Origin of the sequence: Paenibacillus melissococcoides (assembly GCA_944800085.1) — a bacterium.
Classification (GTDB): Bacteria; Bacillota; Bacilli; order Paenibacillales; family Paenibacillaceae; genus Paenibacillus_B; species Paenibacillus_B melissococcoides.
Map to the genome: position 1 here is coordinate 50,164 of CALYLO010000008.1, position 17,083 is coordinate 67,246.

At 50.8% G+C, this 17,083-nt stretch carries 19 protein-coding genes and 1 riboswitch; of the genes, 13 read left to right on the top strand and 6 right to left on the bottom strand.

Annotation, left to right across the window (positions count from 1 at the left end; all coding sequences use genetic code 11):
* Window positions 1-8 precede the first annotated feature (8 nt).
* The 3 genes from OCY70_RS25040 to OCY70_RS25050 all read right to left on the bottom strand — a co-directional run bounded on the left by OCY70_RS25040 (window position 9) and on the right by OCY70_RS25050 (window position 1,695).
* Window positions 9-863 carry an ImmA/IrrE family metallo-endopeptidase gene (locus OCY70_RS25040; protein WP_213430249.1) on the bottom strand — a complete coding sequence of 285 codons (855 nt, stop codon included), beginning with the start codon at window positions 861-863 and terminating at the stop codon, window positions 9-11.
* 67 nt (window positions 864-930) lie between these two features.
* Window positions 931-1,254 (bottom strand): hypothetical protein, encoded by a 324-nt coding sequence (locus OCY70_RS25045; RefSeq protein ID WP_213430248.1) that lies wholly within the window; start codon window positions 1,252-1,254, stop codon window positions 931-933.
* Window positions 1,255-1,296: 42 nt separating this feature from the next.
* Window positions 1,297-1,695, bottom strand: a complete 399-nt coding sequence (locus OCY70_RS25050) for a helix-turn-helix domain-containing protein (protein ID WP_213430247.1) — start codon at window positions 1,693-1,695, stop codon at window positions 1,297-1,299.
* 153 nt (window positions 1,696-1,848) lie between these two features.
* On the opposite strand from OCY70_RS25050, the gene OCY70_RS25055 reads away from it, so the two are divergent.
* From OCY70_RS25055 to OCY70_RS25070, 4 genes are all read left to right on the top strand, one after another.
* Entirely contained in the window at window positions 1,849-2,088 is a 240-nt protein-coding gene (locus OCY70_RS25055) for a helix-turn-helix transcriptional regulator (RefSeq protein WP_373871507.1), read from the top strand.
* Window positions 2,088-2,405 (top strand): DNA-binding protein, encoded by a 318-nt coding sequence (locus OCY70_RS25060; RefSeq protein WP_261945279.1) that lies wholly within the window; start codon window positions 2,088-2,090, stop codon window positions 2,403-2,405. Before OCY70_RS25055 ends, OCY70_RS25060 begins: the two co-directional genes overlap by 1 nt.
* Window positions 2,406-2,677: 272 nt before the next feature.
* Window positions 2,678-2,929, top strand: a complete 252-nt coding sequence (locus tag OCY70_RS25065; RefSeq protein WP_249725489.1) for a helix-turn-helix domain-containing protein — start codon at window positions 2,678-2,680, stop codon at window positions 2,927-2,929.
* Window positions 2,930-2,941: 12 nt separating this feature from the next.
* Window positions 2,942-3,226 (top strand): hypothetical protein, encoded by a 285-nt coding sequence (locus tag OCY70_RS25070; RefSeq protein ID WP_213430243.1) that lies wholly within the window; start codon window positions 2,942-2,944, stop codon window positions 3,224-3,226.
* Between the two features lie 141 nt (window positions 3,227-3,367).
* On the opposite strand, the gene OCY70_RS25075 is transcribed toward OCY70_RS25070, so the two are convergent.
* The gene (locus OCY70_RS25075) at window positions 3,368-4,612 is read right to left on the bottom strand and encodes an IS110 family transposase (protein ID WP_261945278.1); all 1,245 of its coding nucleotides are present in this window, start codon (window positions 4,610-4,612) and stop codon (window positions 3,368-3,370) included.
* 407 nt (window positions 4,613-5,019) lie between these two features.
* On the opposite strand from OCY70_RS25075, the gene OCY70_RS25080 reads away from it, so the two are divergent.
* On the top strand, window positions 5,020-5,661 hold the full coding sequence (locus OCY70_RS25080; RefSeq protein ID WP_249725459.1) for a hypothetical protein: 642 nt from the start codon (window positions 5,020-5,022) through the stop codon (window positions 5,659-5,661).
* 143 nt (window positions 5,662-5,804) lie between these two features.
* Window positions 5,805-6,665, top strand: a complete 861-nt coding sequence (locus tag OCY70_RS25085) for a MurR/RpiR family transcriptional regulator (RefSeq protein WP_213430037.1) — start codon at window positions 5,805-5,807, stop codon at window positions 6,663-6,665.
* A gap of 182 nt (window positions 6,666-6,847) precedes the next feature.
* Here the strand turns inward: OCY70_RS25085 and OCY70_RS25090 are convergent, their stop codons facing one another.
* Both OCY70_RS25090 and OCY70_RS25095 read right to left on the bottom strand, forming a co-directional pair.
* A complete protein-coding gene (locus OCY70_RS25090) occupies window positions 6,848-7,777 on the bottom strand; it encodes a manganese-dependent inorganic pyrophosphatase (protein WP_213430036.1) in 930 nt (309 codons plus the stop codon).
* 545 nt (window positions 7,778-8,322) lie between these two features.
* Entirely contained in the window at window positions 8,323-9,162 is an 840-nt protein-coding gene (locus OCY70_RS25095; RefSeq protein WP_213430035.1) for a type II toxin-antitoxin system SpoIISA family toxin, read from the bottom strand.
* Window positions 9,163-9,370: 208 nt separating this feature from the next.
* A riboswitch (adenosylcobalamin (AdoCbl) riboswitch) is annotated at window positions 9,371-9,519 on the top strand.
* Between the two features lie 384 nt (window positions 9,520-9,903).
* Between OCY70_RS25095 and OCY70_RS25100 the strand changes: the two genes are divergently transcribed.
* The 7 genes from OCY70_RS25100 (at window position 9,904) to OCY70_RS25130 (ending at window position 17,069) form a co-directional block, all read left to right on the top strand.
* Window positions 9,904-11,043 carry a 1-propanol dehydrogenase PduQ gene (locus OCY70_RS25100; protein ID WP_213430034.1) on the top strand — a complete coding sequence of 380 codons (1,140 nt, stop codon included), beginning with the start codon at window positions 9,904-9,906 and terminating at the stop codon, window positions 11,041-11,043.
* 202 nt (window positions 11,044-11,245) lie between these two features.
* Window positions 11,246-11,599, top strand: coding sequence for a BMC domain-containing protein (locus OCY70_RS25105; protein ID WP_213430033.1), 354 nt, complete (start codon window positions 11,246-11,248; stop codon window positions 11,597-11,599).
* An 11-nt stretch (window positions 11,600-11,610) separates the two neighbouring features.
* Window positions 11,611-12,042, top strand: a complete 432-nt coding sequence (locus OCY70_RS25110) for a EutP/PduV family microcompartment system protein (RefSeq protein ID WP_213430032.1) — start codon at window positions 11,611-11,613, stop codon at window positions 12,040-12,042.
* Between the two features lie 51 nt (window positions 12,043-12,093).
* Window positions 12,094-12,666: an ANTAR domain-containing response regulator gene (locus tag OCY70_RS25115; protein ID WP_006676858.1), complete on the top strand. Its 573-nt coding sequence runs from the start codon at window positions 12,094-12,096 to the stop codon at window positions 12,664-12,666.
* 1 nt (window position 12,667) lies between these two features.
* Window positions 12,668-14,086: a sensor histidine kinase gene (locus OCY70_RS25120; RefSeq protein ID WP_373871504.1), complete on the top strand. Its 1,419-nt coding sequence runs from the start codon at window positions 12,668-12,670 to the stop codon at window positions 14,084-14,086.
* 139 nt (window positions 14,087-14,225) lie between these two features.
* Window positions 14,226-15,656, top strand: a complete 1,431-nt coding sequence (eutA, locus tag OCY70_RS25125) for an ethanolamine ammonia-lyase reactivating factor EutA (protein WP_213430030.1) — start codon at window positions 14,226-14,228, stop codon at window positions 15,654-15,656.
* Between the two features lie 48 nt (window positions 15,657-15,704).
* Window positions 15,705-17,069 carry an ethanolamine ammonia-lyase subunit EutB gene (locus tag OCY70_RS25130; protein WP_197256038.1) on the top strand — a complete coding sequence of 455 codons (1,365 nt, stop codon included), beginning with the start codon at window positions 15,705-15,707 and terminating at the stop codon, window positions 17,067-17,069.
* Window positions 17,070-17,083: the final 14 nt, after the last annotated feature.

A 17,083-nucleotide genomic window follows, 5' to 3' on the forward strand; every position in this document is an offset into this window, starting at 1 on the left:
GATTCCTCCTACCAAGCAAATTTTTGAGCTTCTTGGATATCTCGCATCTGCAGCACAACATTTTTGGCCGCGAGTCCATGCCTTTCAGCCAAGCGCTTTATTTTTAAGACAATGTGCCCGTTTCTACAGGCAATATCTTCGGGACGCACTGGCACACACGACATTTCAGGCTGGCTTTCGGAATTTATACGCTCATAAGGGCCGTCGAGCGGAATTAGTAGTTCGTCTTTGTGAACGTCTTGCTGATCAACACTCACAATGAGTTGTGAAGGTTCGTCGAGTTCTCCTTCTGGGTCATAATAGGCGTAGACCTCGGTGCGCTCGCTACGACTCTCTACGGGTGCTTTTGTCGCCATATACGATGATGTTGCTTGCTGCAACATTCCTTGAATGCAGCGCCGCTTTATTTGCTCCATCCGCCGAGCTGCTACGCCCACCGGAACCCGGAATTCATTGGTAAGCGTCTCGACGCATCCGTCAAACGATTGTGGAAGGTGAAGCCGTTGAATCATGGATATCGGCATGGCAGCATACAACATGAAAGCATTCGCCTCACATTCTTGAGCCCGAGTAAATTGCTCCGGCATCATGCTTTGATCGCCAGCATGGCGGAGCAAGTGACAAAGCTCGTGTAGAAAATCGAGCCACTGCTGTCGAGGATCGAGGCGTGAATCGATGTTCACTGAATACATACCGGGCCTCACTTCGAGCGCTTTGCTTCCAACTGGGCCAAAATACAGCCAAACATTCAAGCGGGCCGCCATTTCCTCTATCGTGAGATGGCCAGGGTGATATACCCCAATGCGTCGGTATAAGTCTTCTTGGTACTTTTCAATTTGTGTCATTATGTAGTGTTCAAACATGATGTACCCCTCCAAGCATGAGAATATATGTTCGGTTTTGAGGTAAAAAATAAATGCCCGAAGGCACTTAGGTTATCAGTTTTGTCAAAAAGTATAGACCGCCGGCAATCGAACAAACTAATATCAATATTCCCAGCATCTGTGAAATGACTTTAATGTATTGAAATAAACGAGTTTCTCCATACTTTTCTACATATTTTCCTAAGAAACCAACAATAAGTCCTAATGCAAAAAGAACAGCGAGTGCAATTACAAGTGGTTTTCCCCACCACTCATTATTATCCCAAAATCCAACAATCAGAATGTAGAGTAACCCCAGACCTATAATCGTTCTAATCTCTTCGCGGAAAAGAATGACTAGTATAAGAATAACTAATAAAGCACTTGTCATTTGTACTCCCTCACATTGCTTGTTTTGTTCCGGTTATATCCTCTATTCACCCTGTCGCTGCCCCGGTTTTCTATTCTTCTCCTGCTCAAGGATGAACTTCAAAAACTGCCGCATCTCTTCTTTTTTCTGTTCTGGGGCAGAAAGGTAATCCTTAAAGAATGCTCCGTGGACCCCCCTCAATAACGCATCAAGTTCAGCTTCCTCGCTAGAAGAAGGGGACGGGAGATCACTTCTTCCCAATAGATAGTCACTCGAAACTCCGAATAGATCTGCAATTTTGTTTAAGGTGTCCAACGGCGGTTCTTTTGTTCCATTTTCATAAGCTGTATAGGTGGGTCTGGCCACACCTATAAGGTTGGCTACATAATCTTGAGTCCACTTTGGATCTCTTTTCTTTTTATTTTCACGCTCAGCTTTTATTCTCTTTCCTAAAATATTCATGATTAGACACCAACCTTACTAAGATACCCACATTATAGTGTTCCTCAGAGAAACTTTAAAGTGATGTTCCTAAATGAATCATTATCTGTTGACATGTTCCTAAAAGTAACATATAATCAAACTAACAACGTTACTTAAAGGAACAATCAAGGGGTGAACATATTGAGACTGTGGTTAAAAGAACTCCGTGATGCTTCAGGTTTGACACATGAGCAAGTAGCTGATAGGTCGAATATCTCTCGCAGCTACTACACCAACATTGAATTGGGAGTGAAGACTCCCAAGGTTGAAGTAGCGAAGTCAATCGGAAAAGCCCTGGATTTCCCTTGGGAATATTTTTTTAATGATAAATGTTCCCTTGGAGAACATCCAAGATCGAAGGAGGCGATTTGATGCTACAGGTTAGTCTCGATCTTGCTGATGATCATTTCCGCCATATGCTGCGGGAAGAAATACAGAGCGCCATCAGTGACGTTTTAAGAGATAAGCATATCTCCAAATTTATGGACAAGCCGTTCCTCACAAGAACGGAAATGATGGAAGTACTCCATATTGGAGCCACCAAGGCCGCAGAGCTAATGCGGCGACCAGATTTCCCGGTATGCTATGAAGCCGGGATTTTAATCCCCACTGAATTGCTATACAAGTGGGTACTCAGGAACACAAGATGGCTCGAAGAAAATTCGAATTATTTTGGGGAATCGATATGAGCAGATTCCGGTGGAACCGAGGATCTTCCCGGGCAGCCTGCATCACAATGGCGGTTGCTCGGGTGAAGGTTCACTCGAAAAATCCAGAAGCCATTTTGCAAAAGGAATTACGGTCATTACGCCGAGATGTAGCCGCTACGCTCAAGAGGATAGAAGAAACCCGCCGGAGCGGTACCTGCGCCAGCGGGAGGGGATGAGTGGGGTGGGTGACTCTCCATACTTTTATACTACATCGGATCACCCACCATGTCTGTTCGAATTCCGAACGGGAGGTGAGAGATTTGAAATTTGGCGTCATTATTAAGGCGCTGAGGACCCGTAAGGGCTGGAGCCAAGAGGAATTGGCCGAGAAAGTACATATGTCTCGCAGCGCGATAAGTAAGCTGGAGAACGACCAGCAGACGCTTGATGTCCCGACGCTTATGCGAATGATTCAAGCTACGAATGCCCCCGAAGTTGCCGTGTCTATACTCTACGGCATGGATGGCATCACTATTCTTCAAAACATTATGACAGCATTTTGAGGAGGATGACCAGTGGATAGACAAAAACTTGTGGATCAAGCGATCGAGGCAGGCAAAAATGCTAAGCACAATTTGAAAGTCATTCAGAACAACCCGGAAAAGATTACCCCGGGAAAGATGGGGGATGCGGAAGAGTATCTGAACATGATGATCAGATTTTCGGAAGAAGAAATAGAAAACGCCCGGCGGGCAGGCCGGACGTCGTCACTGAGAACTCGGTTAAAGTATCTCGTTTCGTCCATTGTATCGCCTTCTCGCGATAAGCGCAAGTCCAGCGGTATGATGTCAAGTCCCTGATTGATGAGAATTGGAAAATTTCCTTGGCGTGCAGCAGGATCAATCCCAAAAAAGGCATCACCAAACTAGACCCAGTCGAAAATTAAGTAAAATACCATAATTTAACTGGGAATTAGAGAAGAAAATTCATGAGCCAAGGCATTATTGCTCTGTCGGCTTCACCTTCCTTCTGGGCGTATAGAGTTGGTCGTTGCGTAGCAGCACATCGACCAGACGCACAAGTTTTCTTGCCGTTAAGACGAGGGCACGTTTGTGTTGATGCTTAGGGACTTCATTGAATTTCTTCCGGTAGTACTCCCCGAATTCCGGGTCGCGGTTTTTTACCGAGTTGGCAGCTTCAACAAGGTAGTAGCGAAGGAATCGGTTGCCGGAACGAATGCGCTTTGTATCTTCCGCCTCGAAGGAGCCGGATTGGTGCTTGCTCCACGTCAGACCCGCATACTTGGCCAAGGCGGCTTGATCCGTGAAGCGGTCGATGTCGCCGATCTCGGCCAGGATGCCTGCGGCATAGACCCGATCAATGCCCGGAATGGAACGGAGGCACTGGCTGCTGGAAATGCCGTCTAAAATGCGCTCAATCGCCTTGTCGAGCTCTTTAAGCTGACTCTGGATGCTCCGGATCGACTGAATTGAGGTGCCCAGCACCAAATCAATGGAATCCTCGACAACCTTCGAGAGACGGTACGAGGCCCGAGCCGCCTTTTGAATACAGCGGGCGACGTGTTCGGGATCGGGGAAACGATTTCTCCCCTTGTCCTTGAGATAGTCAGCCAAACGGGCGACATCCATATTCGCCATCTCATCCAGACTATACTTTTCCGAGAGCATTTCCATGATGGCATGGCCGAACACGGAACTGTCCACCTCCGCGCGAAAAGCATTGCACTTGTAGAACAGATTTTGCAAAAAGTATTGCTTCTCGCGGGTAAGGTTGTGTACGAGATGGAATCGCATGCGAGTGAGCCGCTGCAAGGCGATGTACTGTTCCTGCATCACGATAGTCGTCGTGAGTCTGCCAAAACGCAGGCGGTCTGCAATGATCCAGGCATCGATGCGATCGGTTTTGTCCAGGTCGGCATAAGCGTCTTTGAATTTGTTAATCAGCTTCGGATTAATGGTGAACACCTTGGCATTCAATTGTTGAAGGGCCTCATCCTCATGCAAGTACATGGCTGGATGCCAACTGTAGACGGATGTGGCTTCAAGCCCGATATGAACCTCAGAGCAGGCTGTCTTGACCGCAGCAGAAATGATGCGATCCCGCAAGTAAGAAGCGCCGTGCAGATTGTTGGTGGTCTTGAAGGTCTCCAGGGTGTCGCCATCCGATTTCATCAAACAGGCTTCCAGTTCTTCGGAACTGACGTCAATACCGACAAAAAGCTTCAAGAGAATTCCTCCTTTCTATAAGGGATTCAGGGAACGGACTCTCCGGACTGTCTCCGGCGCACTCGCCGATCAATCACCCTCGCATATGAGAACACGCTTCGGTTCACGAGCTGCCCCGACGCTGCTACAGTCGGGCATGAGTTGCCGAAGGGAACAGCCAGCGGGTAAGAAGTGCAAGCGAGTACCGGAGAAACAGACTTAAAAAGTAGATTGGACTACAGGAGGGAGACGAATTTCCCCGAATGGAACCCTAAGTTCCATTGTCCAGAGACATTCCGGAAAGTCCAGTCCCCATATTAATTTTCAATGTGCAAGCTGGAAATTTTGAAGGCATTCTATGTTTCTATAAAGGACTGGAAAAAGACTCAAAACTGCCTTCAGGAAATACTATACGAGGAGGGAATGGTATGCCGGACGAGGTTATCCGTCGCTTGACGGAAGGGGAAGGATCCGATGAATGGCTGGCGTGCGCGGAGCTGGAGCAGGATCCCCTTTTCCATAAAATACCGAAGGATCGAATTCCGTACTATGTCAGCATGTCGCTGAAGCGGGGCAGAGAGACGGCGGCTGCATACAAGGGCAAGCGCAAGTCGATCCGGGAGCTGTGTCAAATGGAAGGCTTGCGGTATGAAGTGACGAACCGGTCCGGCGCCTTCCACAACGTCAGCTTCCGCGCGCAGATTGATTTCGCCCAGAGCCCGCCGGCGATTATCATTTATGCCTCGTCACTCCGCGATATGCGGCAGGCGTACCGGACGGTGATGGGGAAGGGATGCGAGGAGCCGGAACAGGAGCTGGATCGGCTGATCGACATTCATTTGGCGCATGAATTTTTTCATTATACGGAGTACCGGGCGGGGCGATTCACGAATGAGACGCTGGAGCCGATTGAGATTTTCAAGCTCGGAAGCTGGTATACGAAGAGATCCAGCATTGTGAAATGCAGTGAAATCGCGGCGCATGCGTTCTGCAAAACGATGCTGAGCCTGCCCTGTCTGCCGAATGCGCTTGATTACGCGTTTCTTGTCGAGACGGGGGGGAATGGATGAAGGCGAGCTTAGCCGGCGGGGCGAAAATTGGAAAATGATGTTGCCCTGATTTTCTCATTACTTCCCTTGATATGATATAATGGGGTGTGCTAGCGAGGTTACCGGATTCGCATTTTTCCCATTGGCAGTCAGGAGGAGGTACCATGTCTTCACAGGTTCCGGCGGTCATCGCAAAAATTGTATCGCAAACGCAAAAATTAACATACGGCGAAAATCAAATCGCCAATTTCGTTATACACAATCCGGAATTCATCACCCGGAACACGATTACGGCTATCGCGAATGAAATCGGCGTGTCCGAGACAAGCATCAACCGTTTTTGCAAAAAGGTAGGCTTCAAAGGCTTCAACGATTTTAAAATCGCGTTCGCCCAGGATGCGTTTTACCGGGATATGCAGGCGAAAAAGAAAGAACGGCGCGAGATCAACGTCATTGATGCGCTGGCTCTCGACTATAACGAGCTGATCGTCAACACCTCGGCGCTCATTACGGAAGCTCAGCTTCATCAAGTGGTCGAACTGCTGAAGGGAGCGCGCAGAATCGTCCTCATCGGATTGTTCGATTCATTCCTCGCGGCCATGGCCTTGAAGAACCGGCTCGCGATTATCGGCATTCATGCCGATGCCATCAACGACAGCAGGGAAATGAAAATCGCGGCCTCCCAATGCGGTCCGGAGGATGTTGTCATCGCCTTCTCGCGTTCGGGTTCGACGCGGGAGATTATTGACGCCGTCTCCATCGCGCAGGTCAATCAGGCCAAGACGGTGGCGGTGACCTGCTACGATTCATCGCCGATTACGGAAAATGCGGTAGTCGATATTATTGCCCCGGATAAAATCTCGGTCAACAACAGCGCCTTCATGTCCAACCATATCACGTTTCTGTTTGTCGTCGATCTCATCATGAGCGTTTTCATTTCATCGGATAAGCAGTATTTGAAGAAAAAGCTGGACAGTGAAGGGATATTGGCCAGCGATCAGTCGATAACGAATTATTTTCTGTGATGGCAGGAAAGACAGACGCTCCCGCGCGGCGGGGGCGTTTTTTTGTGGCGTCTTATATTTATTACTGTAGCGGTGGTGTCAACAAGGAGGGGAGGGCACAAAGCGGCGGGCCGCACTCGAAAGCGCGGCCCGTACCGTTGGTCCCAAGCCGGAAGATATTCCAGATATCCGGTAGAGGAAAATTATTTGCTCAAGGTGTCTGTCAGCACAGGCACGATTTGCTTCTTGCGGGACACGACGCCCTTCAGGAGCGCGGTGTTGTTCTCCAGGCTTACATTGTAGGCCTTCTCGACGGCCTCTGCCTTGGAGCCGAGCGCAATGGCCACGGAATTGCTGTTCAAAATATCGGTCACGACGAACACGAACAGATCGAGACCTTTCTTCGCGATAATGTCGGACAAGGCCGCTTCCACTTCCGCTTGGCGGGACAGCACATCGTTCACGTCCACCGCATTCACTTGCGCGATTTCCACCTTCGCGCTGCCCATGGTGAATTCCTTCGCGTCAAGCGAGAGCAGCTCCTCGATGCTCTTGTCGCTCAGGTTTGCGCCCGCTTTCAGCATTTCGAGGCCGTATTGCTCCGCATCGACGCCGGCGATGGCGGCCAGCTCGCGGGCAGCAGCCACGTCTTGCTCCGTGCAAGTCGGGGATTTGAACAGCAGCGAATCGGAAATGATGGCAGACAGCATCAGGCCGGCAATATTTTTGCTGATCGTTTTCCCGTTCTCTTTATACATTTTATTCAAGATCGTAGCGGTGCAGCCAACCGGCTCCGCGCGATAGTACAGCGGACCGCTCGTCTCGAAGTTCGCGATGCGGTGATGGTCGATGACTTCCAGCACCTGAACCTGCTCAATGTCGTTGGCGCTTTGCTGCCGTTCGTTGTGATCGACGAGAATAACGCCGTTCACTTCGTTCGCCACGGTCTCTACGAGGCGAGGCGCTTTCGCTTGGAACGTATCCAGCGCGAATTGCGTTTCCCCGTTGATGCTGCCGAGGCGAACCGGCTCGACATCGAAGCCCAATTGTGTCTTCAAATCTGCATACGCAATGGCGGAACAAATACTATCTGTGTCTGGATTTTTATGTCCGAAAATAAGAACTTTTTCCATGATGCTTACTCCCTTACATCTATATTCTGGCGAGAAAAGTATACCTTAGAATCCATTTAACAATCAAGGTTACAGCGGATGGAAGCGGATTGCAGCAACCGGGTTCGTGATAAAGTCCATTTACCCGAACATTCCTTTAAGTGAACGAATCAGCTTCAATGCTTCTTCATTTCGCCTTGTCATTTTTGTCTTGTGGATCAATCTTGTTGTCTTTTTTAATGATTCTCGTCTGTTTTCTTTATGCTTCATACTTATCCCTCGATTCCTAAAACTCTTTATAGAGAATTTATTCAGGAATCTCGGGAATAATACAAATGGCAAAGAGAGGTTGCCCTTTGCCCATATTTTTATCGGTTAGAAATGTATTTTAATAGATTTTTATTAAGTTGGTTGACGGTATGAGACGCCTTTGTGGTAGATTTGTTCGACAAGTGAGTGATTCTTTTGGTGCTTGCTGAATCCTTTGTCTTAGAAACTTGCTCTTTAAGCAATATGCGCATACAAAAACCCTCCCTGAGTGGCGTTTCTATATTATACCATGAAATTTAGATCACCAAAGCATAAAGATGAGTGAGATTTACGATGTGAATTCCGTCGACTTCTAACAACTGTCCCGTTTCATTTCTTAAAAGGATTATCAAGATGAGTTTATCCAAGTATACTGGGATAATCATGCTGTCTTCGTTTGATAGAGAAACAATTTCTGACTGATACAGGGCACTGATATAGGAGGTCTTGTTATCTCCAAAATCATAAGAAAGCAATCTTTCTATTTCATTAAGACGAGTAGCAATTCCTTCATAAATAAGCGCTTCTATTATTTCTTGGTGACTCATTTCTATCCTTTGCTGAGCAGGAATGATGTCAGATTTCATGGTTTCTGGCTCAATACTCCATATTCTAATACTTAAGCCGTATGTATGTGCGTATCGCTCCAGGTAGGTTTGCAGGTGAGAAATGTAGTCAATTGAGTTCTGGCTAATTTGTGAATTAGATAAATATTCCTTAGAATTTTGGAGCATCTCAGACATGGTTTGTACCCGGCGAACTGAACCTATTTGAACCTTCTCATTCTCCTTAACAACATTCTCTACGTAGTCACTGTATTGAAACTCTGTACTCCATATTTTCATAATACTAGGAGTTAATAGCAAGGAAAGATCCATAAATATATTGATGCTTGTTAATGTGAGAATAAATTTCCAATTTAAGAGTTGAATTTCATCCAACATGATTCCTGCTGTGATTGCTCCAATAAAAATGGTATACAAAGCTTTCCTAAGCGAACGCAGATGCAAATGATAGAGTAACGGTGCAGAAATGAAAAATAAAAGGTTTCCTATTGCGAAAAGCAAAAGAACGCCTGCATAGATTTTGAATGCCATCCAATTTCCCTTCTCCATTTATCATTTACATTTATACTCAAATTGTTAAGTACGACATTTTTGGGTATTTCTTCAAAAGAATAAATCAACTCCGGGATTTTGTGAAGTAATTATTTTCCATAAAGTCAGCGTAAATTGATGATCTTCGCTCTTGTCAATCCGCTTTTTTATGCTATAATGATGTCGAATGGACGCCCATTCACGTCATGAACAACAGAAGAAGTTATAGGCAATGGAAGTTTGGTGCAAATCCAACGCGGTCCCGCCACTGTGATAGACCGAATCGGTCTTAAGTCAGGTCTTTTGCCTAGTAACTTTGAAGGATCAGTCATTTCGAGGCGAGAGTGGCTGGTTTACAAGTCTAGTGACGATTACCGCCTCGCTAGGCTTTTTTTAGGTTGCAGGAAGGCAGCCGACATTGCTGTCGGCACAGCCGGGTGGTCGCCGCCGAACAGATACGATGAAGTATAGCTTGGTAAGCAGGGACGTTCTTCAAGGCCGAAGAACGGATGCACAGCGGCGTGCAGGTCCCTTTTTTTACTGCCTGCCGATTGCGGCACCCGTGATCGGACGGGTTGACGAATGTCCGGTTTACGGTGTACAGTGTTGGTAGACAATTGAATGATGGCGAGTTGCACAATGGCGTGCACCTATATCATAAGCGAAGAGGCTTTTAAAGGAACCCGTTCTTTTAAAAGTCTCTTTTTTTATTGCCAACGACTTCATTGGAGGTGCCTGTTTATGGACAAAATATCGATGAACACCGACATTTATCTGGGGCAAGGCGCGCTGGATCGCCTGATGGAATGGCGGAACCAACGAATCTTTATCGTCACCGACCCGTTCATGGTCAAGTCGGGGATGATTAACATGCTGTTCGAACGGCTGCATGAGAGCAATGAGCAGTACATTTTTAGCAACATCGTGCCCGATCCGCCGATTGAAATCGTGACGGAGGGCGTTGAAGCGTTGGGCGCGTTCCAGGCCGATCGGATGATTGCGATTGGCGGCGGCTCCGCGATCGACGCGGCCAAGGCGATGAAGATTTTCGCCCAAAAAATATTGAATCAGCACAATATGCCGTTCGTGGCGATTCCGACAACGAGCGGAACAGGCTCGGAAGTGACGTCTTTCTCCGTGATCAGCGACAAGAAGAAAAATATCAAATACCCGCTCGTGTCCGATGACATGCTGCCGCAGGAAGCGATTTTGGACCCGGAATTGGTCAAGAGCGTGCCGGACTTCATTACCGCCGATACGGGAATGGACGTCCTGACCCACGCGATCGAGGCGTATGTGTCCACCAAAGCGAATGATATTTCCGACGCCTTGGCGGAGAAAGCGATTAAGCTGGTCTTTGCGTATTTGCCGAGAGCGTACAAGGACGGGAACGACCTGGAGGCGCGGGAGAAAATGCACAATGCCTCCTGTCTGGCGGGCATGGCGTTCAACATTGCGTCGCTCGGGCTCAATCACGGCATCGCCCATGTGGCCGGCGCGAAGTTCAAGATTGCGCACGGGCGCATGAATTCCTTGCTGCTGCCGTACGTGATTGAATTCAATGCCGACTACAAGCCGGGCTACGGCAAAGAGGAAAGCAATGCCGCGGCGGTCAGATACGCCGAAATCTCCAAGAGCCTGGGATTGTCGGCACCGAATCCGAAGAGCGGCGTTCGCAGCCTGGTTCAAGCAATCAAGCAGCTCCAGAAGCAATTGCGCATGCCGCAGTCGCTGCGGGAATGCAATGTCGACGAAGCGCTGCTCGGAGAAATGAGCGCCTCGATTGCCGAGGGAGCGCTCAAGGACGGCTGCACCGCCACGAATCCGCGCGTTCCGACTGTGTCGGATGTTGTCGAAATATTGAACAAAATGTTTCAATAGGAAGTAATCAAATAAATACCATGCGCGTTCAGGTTGACAACGTTTGCAGCTACAAAGTATAGTAAAAGTAACACAAAGGCGTGTTGCATATCAGTCAAAGCAAAGAGGCTTCTTAAAAATTCCACGTGAACTTTTAAGGGGTCTTTATGTGTTTTTATGGCTAATCGATGTTGTTTCTCACAAGAAATGAGATGATGAGAGTATGGACCAACACAACGAAAAACAACGCGTCATTCAGGAGTACGTGCCAGGGAAGCAGGTCACGTTGGCGCATATTATCGCGAACCCGAACCCGGATATTTACAAGAAGCTGGGCTTGGGAAGCGATGCGCAGGATGCCATCGGCATCATGACCATTACGCCAAGCGAAGCCTCCATTATTGGCGCGGACATCGCGACCAAGGCGGCTGGCGTGCAGATCGGCTTCGTCGACCGCTTCAGCGGATCGCTCGTCATTACAGGCGATGTATCATCCGTGGAATCGGCCGTGAGTGAAGTTCTGCTGGGCCTGCAAAACATTCTCGGCTTCTCGGCTGCGAAGATTACGAGAACGTAGGAGAAGCGCTCATGAAGACCATTATTTTCGCCGGCAGCACCGGCTCGGGCAAGACGACGCTGTGCCAATGGCTGCACGGCCAGGAGATTGCCTACAAAAAGACGCAAGCTGTGGAGACCTTCGATCAAGCGATCGATACGCCGGGGGAGTGTATCGAGAATCGTTATTTGTACAAGATGCTGCTTGTCTCGAGCGTCGACGCCGATGTCATCGGGCTTGTGCAAGATTGCACAAAGGAAGAAAGCTATTTTCCGCCGGCCTTCGCGACAATGTTCGCCAAGCCGGTCATTGGAATTGTGACCAAAACCGAGCTCGCCCGTACTGAGGAGGATATCGCGCAAGCGAGAGCTTTTCTGCATGCGGCGGGCGCAGAGCGCATTTTCGAGGTCTCAACGGTGGAGAACGTAGGAGTGGACGCTCTTCGGGCTTACTTGGAGGAGTAGGCGGTTGGTTAGCCGGATACAAGCAAATATCGACATAGAGGTGCATGACACATGAATGGAAAAATTGTAATAGTCGACGACGAACCTATTACAAGAATGGATATTCGTGAGATGCTGGAAGAGGCGGACTACAACGTAGTAGGCGAAGCTTCTGATGGGTTTGAAGCCATCGAATTATGCAAAAAGCATCTGCCCGATCTGGTCATCCTGGATGTTCAAATGCCCATCCTGGATGGGTTGAAGGCGGGTAAACGAATCATTTCAGAGCAGCTGGCCGGCGGAGTTATTCTCCTGACCGCGTTCAGCGACAAGCAGACGATTGAAAAAGCAACCTCTATCGGTGCGCTTGGTTATCTGGTGAAGCCGCTAGACGAAAAATCATTCATTCCTATGGTCGAAGTGACCATCGCCAAAGGCAAGGAAATACGCAAGCTGGAACAAAATCTATCGAAGCTGTCGCAGAAGATGGAAGAGCGGAAAGCGGTCGAAAAAGCAAAAGGAATTCTGATGAAGGAAAATGGCTGCACCGAAGAAGAAGCCTATCAGACCTTGCGCAAACTTAGCATGGATCGACGGTGTCCGATGATCGAAATTGCAACAACCATCGTCATTTCCTATGATTGAGATCAAGGAACGGATTCGGCGGCTGTGCAAGCGGCACACGGTACTGACGGAGGCGGATATTATCCGGCTGACGGAGATTGCCGAGTCGTTCGAAATGTCCGAAGTGAAGGATGATGTGTTCATCGACGTCCTGTCCAGCATGGGCAATGAGGCGATCGTGGTGTATCACCGCCGTCCGGATGACGGCAAATCGCTCTACCAGCGCCCGGTCGAAGGCGAGAAGGCGCTGCGCGAGAACGAGCCCGGCGTCTTGCGGACGCTGGAGACCGGAATCATGTCGCAGGGGCTCATCGCCAATACGCAGGAAAATCATCTGGTTCGGCAGACGGTGTATCCGATCAAAAATCAAGACGGCGTCATTGCGGTCGTCATCTATGAAAAAGATGTGAGCGACAATATTCAAGCCCACTTCAATGTGACGGGATCGCAATACGAAGACGGCGAGATGTCCTCGATGCTGACCGCCATGCTGCGGTTCAAGGATTCGATCATCAACCAGCTTGAGGATGCCGTTCTCGTCTTCGACAAGCACGGGTTTTTGAAGCTGAAGAACAAGAAGGCGGACGCCTATTACCGGAAGCTTGGTTATCTGGAGGATATTCAGGGCCTCCATTATGACAATCTGTCTCTGGATCAGACGACGTTCTCCGACGTGATGAAGCAGTATTCCACCTCTCCTTCCTGTCCGTTGACGGCAGACGTGAAGGTGGCCGGATCCTACTATCAGGTGAAGCGGCTGTTCATTGCGGAGCGGGATCTGTGCATCGGCGTCATCCTGCATGACGTCACGGAGATCAAGCATAAGGAAGCGGAGATTGTCTCCAAGTCGGTGGCTATCCGCGAGATTCATCACCGGGTCAAGAACAATCTGCAGACCGTGGCGTCCCTGCTCCGCATTCAGGCGCGGCAGTGCGACAGCCCGGAAGCCAAAAAATGCTTGAACGACAGTGTCAGCCGGGTGCTTGCCATCGCGGCGACCCATGAGCTGCTATCGACGGAGATCGATGCGCAGGTGGACTTGCTTGACGTCATTCGGCTTATCGCTTCGAATATCGAGCGCTGCTTCGTCGATTGCAGCAATGTCGCCATCCAGATCGAGACTTCGCAGAGCATCTGCCTGGACAGCGACCGCACGGTCGCGATCGCGCTCATCGTGAGCGAGCTGCTGCATAACAGCTATGAGCACGCGTTCGGAGATTGCTCGTACGGCACGATTACGGTGAACGCGCAGTTGGACGGCGGATTGGTTACCGTGGTCGTGGCGGATGACGGCGCCGGCTTCCCCGTGAAGGACGTGTCCAACAAAAGCTTGGGCTTGTCCATCGTCCGCAGCTATGTGAAGGACAAGCTGAAGGGCAAGCTTGACATCGAGTCCGGCCCGTCGAAGGGCACCATCGTGACGTTCACCTTCAAAAAATAAATACGAAACCGGGCTACAAGGATGTAGTTCTGTAAGCAAAGAGGCTTAAGGTTACCCATTCCCGTTCAAGCGGGAGGGGATATAACTTTAAGCCTTTTTGCGTGCATATATGTGTATCAAGCGACGGGAGGGGAGAGACGTGAACGAGCAACTGCTAAGCGTTGGCATCGATATGGGAACCTCGACGACCCAGCTCGTGCTGTCGAAGCTGCATATTCAGAACCTGGCATCGTCCTTTTCGGTGCCCCGCTTGGTCATTACGGATAAAGAAGTGGTCTACCGGAGCGATATCTGCTTCACGCCCGTGCTGGCGGACAACCGGATCGACGCCGGGCAAATCCAGTCGTTCGTGCAGGAGCAGTACCGGAAAGCCGGCATCCGCAAGGAAGACATCCAGACCGGCGCCGTCATCATTACCGGCGAGACGGCCCGCAAGGACAATGCCAATGAAGTGCTGCAGTCGTTAAGCGGCTTCGCCGGAGACTTCGTGGTCGCCACCGCGGGCCCGGACCTGGAAAGCATCATTGCCGCCAAAGGCGCGGGAGCCCATACGTATTCCAAAGAGCACTCGACGTCCATCGTCAATATCGACATTGGCGGGGGGACCAGCAATCTGGCCTTGTTCGCCGACGGGGAGCTGCTGGACACGGGCTGTCTCGACATCGGGGGCCGCCTGATCAAGGTCGACCAACGGACGCACGAGATTACGTATATCGCGCCGAAGATCAAGCAGCTCGCGGAACGAAGGGGATTGCAGCTGGCTCTTGGGCAGCAGGTGACGCCGGCCGCGCTGGAGCCGATCATCGGGGAGATGGTGAAGCTGCTCGAGGAAAGCGTCGGGCTCCGCCCGCCGGGTGATTTCTACGATACAATCGTCACCAACAAAGGGCTGAAGCTCGACCGGGACATTCCGTGCATCTCCTTCTCCGGAGGGGTGGCCGATTACGTGTACCAGGAAGCGGCGGGCGATGTGTTCCAGTATGGAGATATCGGGATTCTGCTCGGGAGAGCGATTGCCGCTTCCCCGTTGACGCAGCGGTTGACCGTGGCGCGCTCGGCCGAGACCATCCGGGCGACCGTAGTCGGAGCCGGCTCCCATACGACGGAGATTAGCGGAAGCACGATTACCTACACGGAAGAGAGCTTCCCGATCAAGAACATTCCGATTCTGAAGCTTGCGTCGGCGGATGAATCGGAGAGCGCCGAGGCGCTGGCTCACGCTATCGCCGACAAATTGAACTGGTTCAAGCTCAACAATGATCTGCAGCGGGTCGCCATCGCCTTGGAAGGGAAGAAGAATCCGAGCTTCCATGAGGTGCAGAAGTATGCGCGCGGCTTGCGCGAAGGCATGGCGGAGCTGCTGGAAAGGGAGTACCCGCTTATCGTGATTGTCCATCACGATATGGCGAAGGTGCTGGGACAGACGCTGTACGCCCTGCTGGATTACAAGAAGGATGTCGTCTGCATCGACAGCGTGCAGGTCGACAACGGCGACTATATCGACATCGGCAAGCCGATTGCGGAGGGCAAGGTATTGCCTGTCGTCATCAAGACGCTTGTGTTTCATTAATCGAGGTTGAACCAATCCACTGGGTCGCATTTGAAAGGAGGAGCTTTTGTGATTTTAAAAACGAGACTGTTCGGCCGCACCTATCAGTTCAAAACGCTGATGGAAGTGATGGCCAAAGCGAATGAAGAAAAATCAGGGGATATGCTGGCCGGACTCGGGGCCACGTCTTCGGAAGAGCGCGTGGCCGCCAAGGTGGTGCTGTCCCAGATTACGCTGAAGGACTTGCGCAACAATCCTGCGGTTCCTTACGAGCAGGACGAGGTTACCCGCATTATTCAGGACCAGGTCAATGAGCGCATTTACAGCGAGATTCAGAACTGGACCGTGGAAGAGCTGCGGGAGTGGATTCTGGACGATAACACGACCGAACAAGATATCAAGCGCGTCTCCCGCGGGCTGACCGCCGAGATGATCGCCGCGGTCGCCAAAATCATGTCCAACCTCGACCTGATGTACGGGGCGAAGAAGATTCGGGTGACGGCCCGCGCCAATACGACGATCGGCCGTCCGGGCACGTTGTCGGCCCGCCTGCAGCCGAACCACCCGACCGACGATCCGGACGGCATCATGGCTTCCTTGATGGAAGGCTTGACGTTCGGCATCGGGGACGCGGTATTGGGGCTGAATCCGGTCGACGACTCCGTCGAGAGCGTAACGCGCGTCCTGAAGCGGTTCGAGGAGTTCCGCCAGAAGTGGGAGATTCCGACGCAGACCTGCGTGCTGGCCCATGTCACCACCCAGATGGAAGCCGTCAAGCGCGGCGCGCCGACCGGCCTTATCTTCCAATCGATCGCCGGCTCGGAGAAAGGCAACGCGGCATTCGGCTTCAACGCCGCCACGATCGAGGAAGCGCAGCAGCTCGTGCTGAAGCATGGCCAAGTGTCCGGTCCGGACGTGATGTACTTCGAGACGGGCCAAGGCTCGGAGCTGTCTTCCGAAGCCCACCACGGAATCGACCAGGTGACGATGGAAGCGCGCTGCTACGGCTTCGCCAAGCGGTTCAACCCGTTCCTCGTCAACACGGTCGTCGGGTTCATCGGACCTGAATATCTGTACGACGCGAAGCAGGTTATCCGCGCCGGGCTGGAGGATCACTTCATGGGCAAGCTGACGGGCATCTCCATGGGCTGCGACGCTTGCTACACGAACCATATGAAGGCCGATCAGAACGACCTGGAAAATCTGGCGGTGCTGCTGACGACGGCAGGCTGCAACTTCTTCATGGGCATCCCGCACGGCGACGATGTCATGCTGAACTATCAGACGACCGGCTATCACGAGACCGCGACGCTGCGCGAATTGCTTGGCCTGCGTCCGATCCGGGAGTTCGAGCAGTGGATGGAGAAAATGGGCTTCATCGAAAATGGCAAGCTGACGAAAAAAGCCGGGGACGCGTCAGTGTTTCTCAAGTAAGGAAAGGGGGAAGC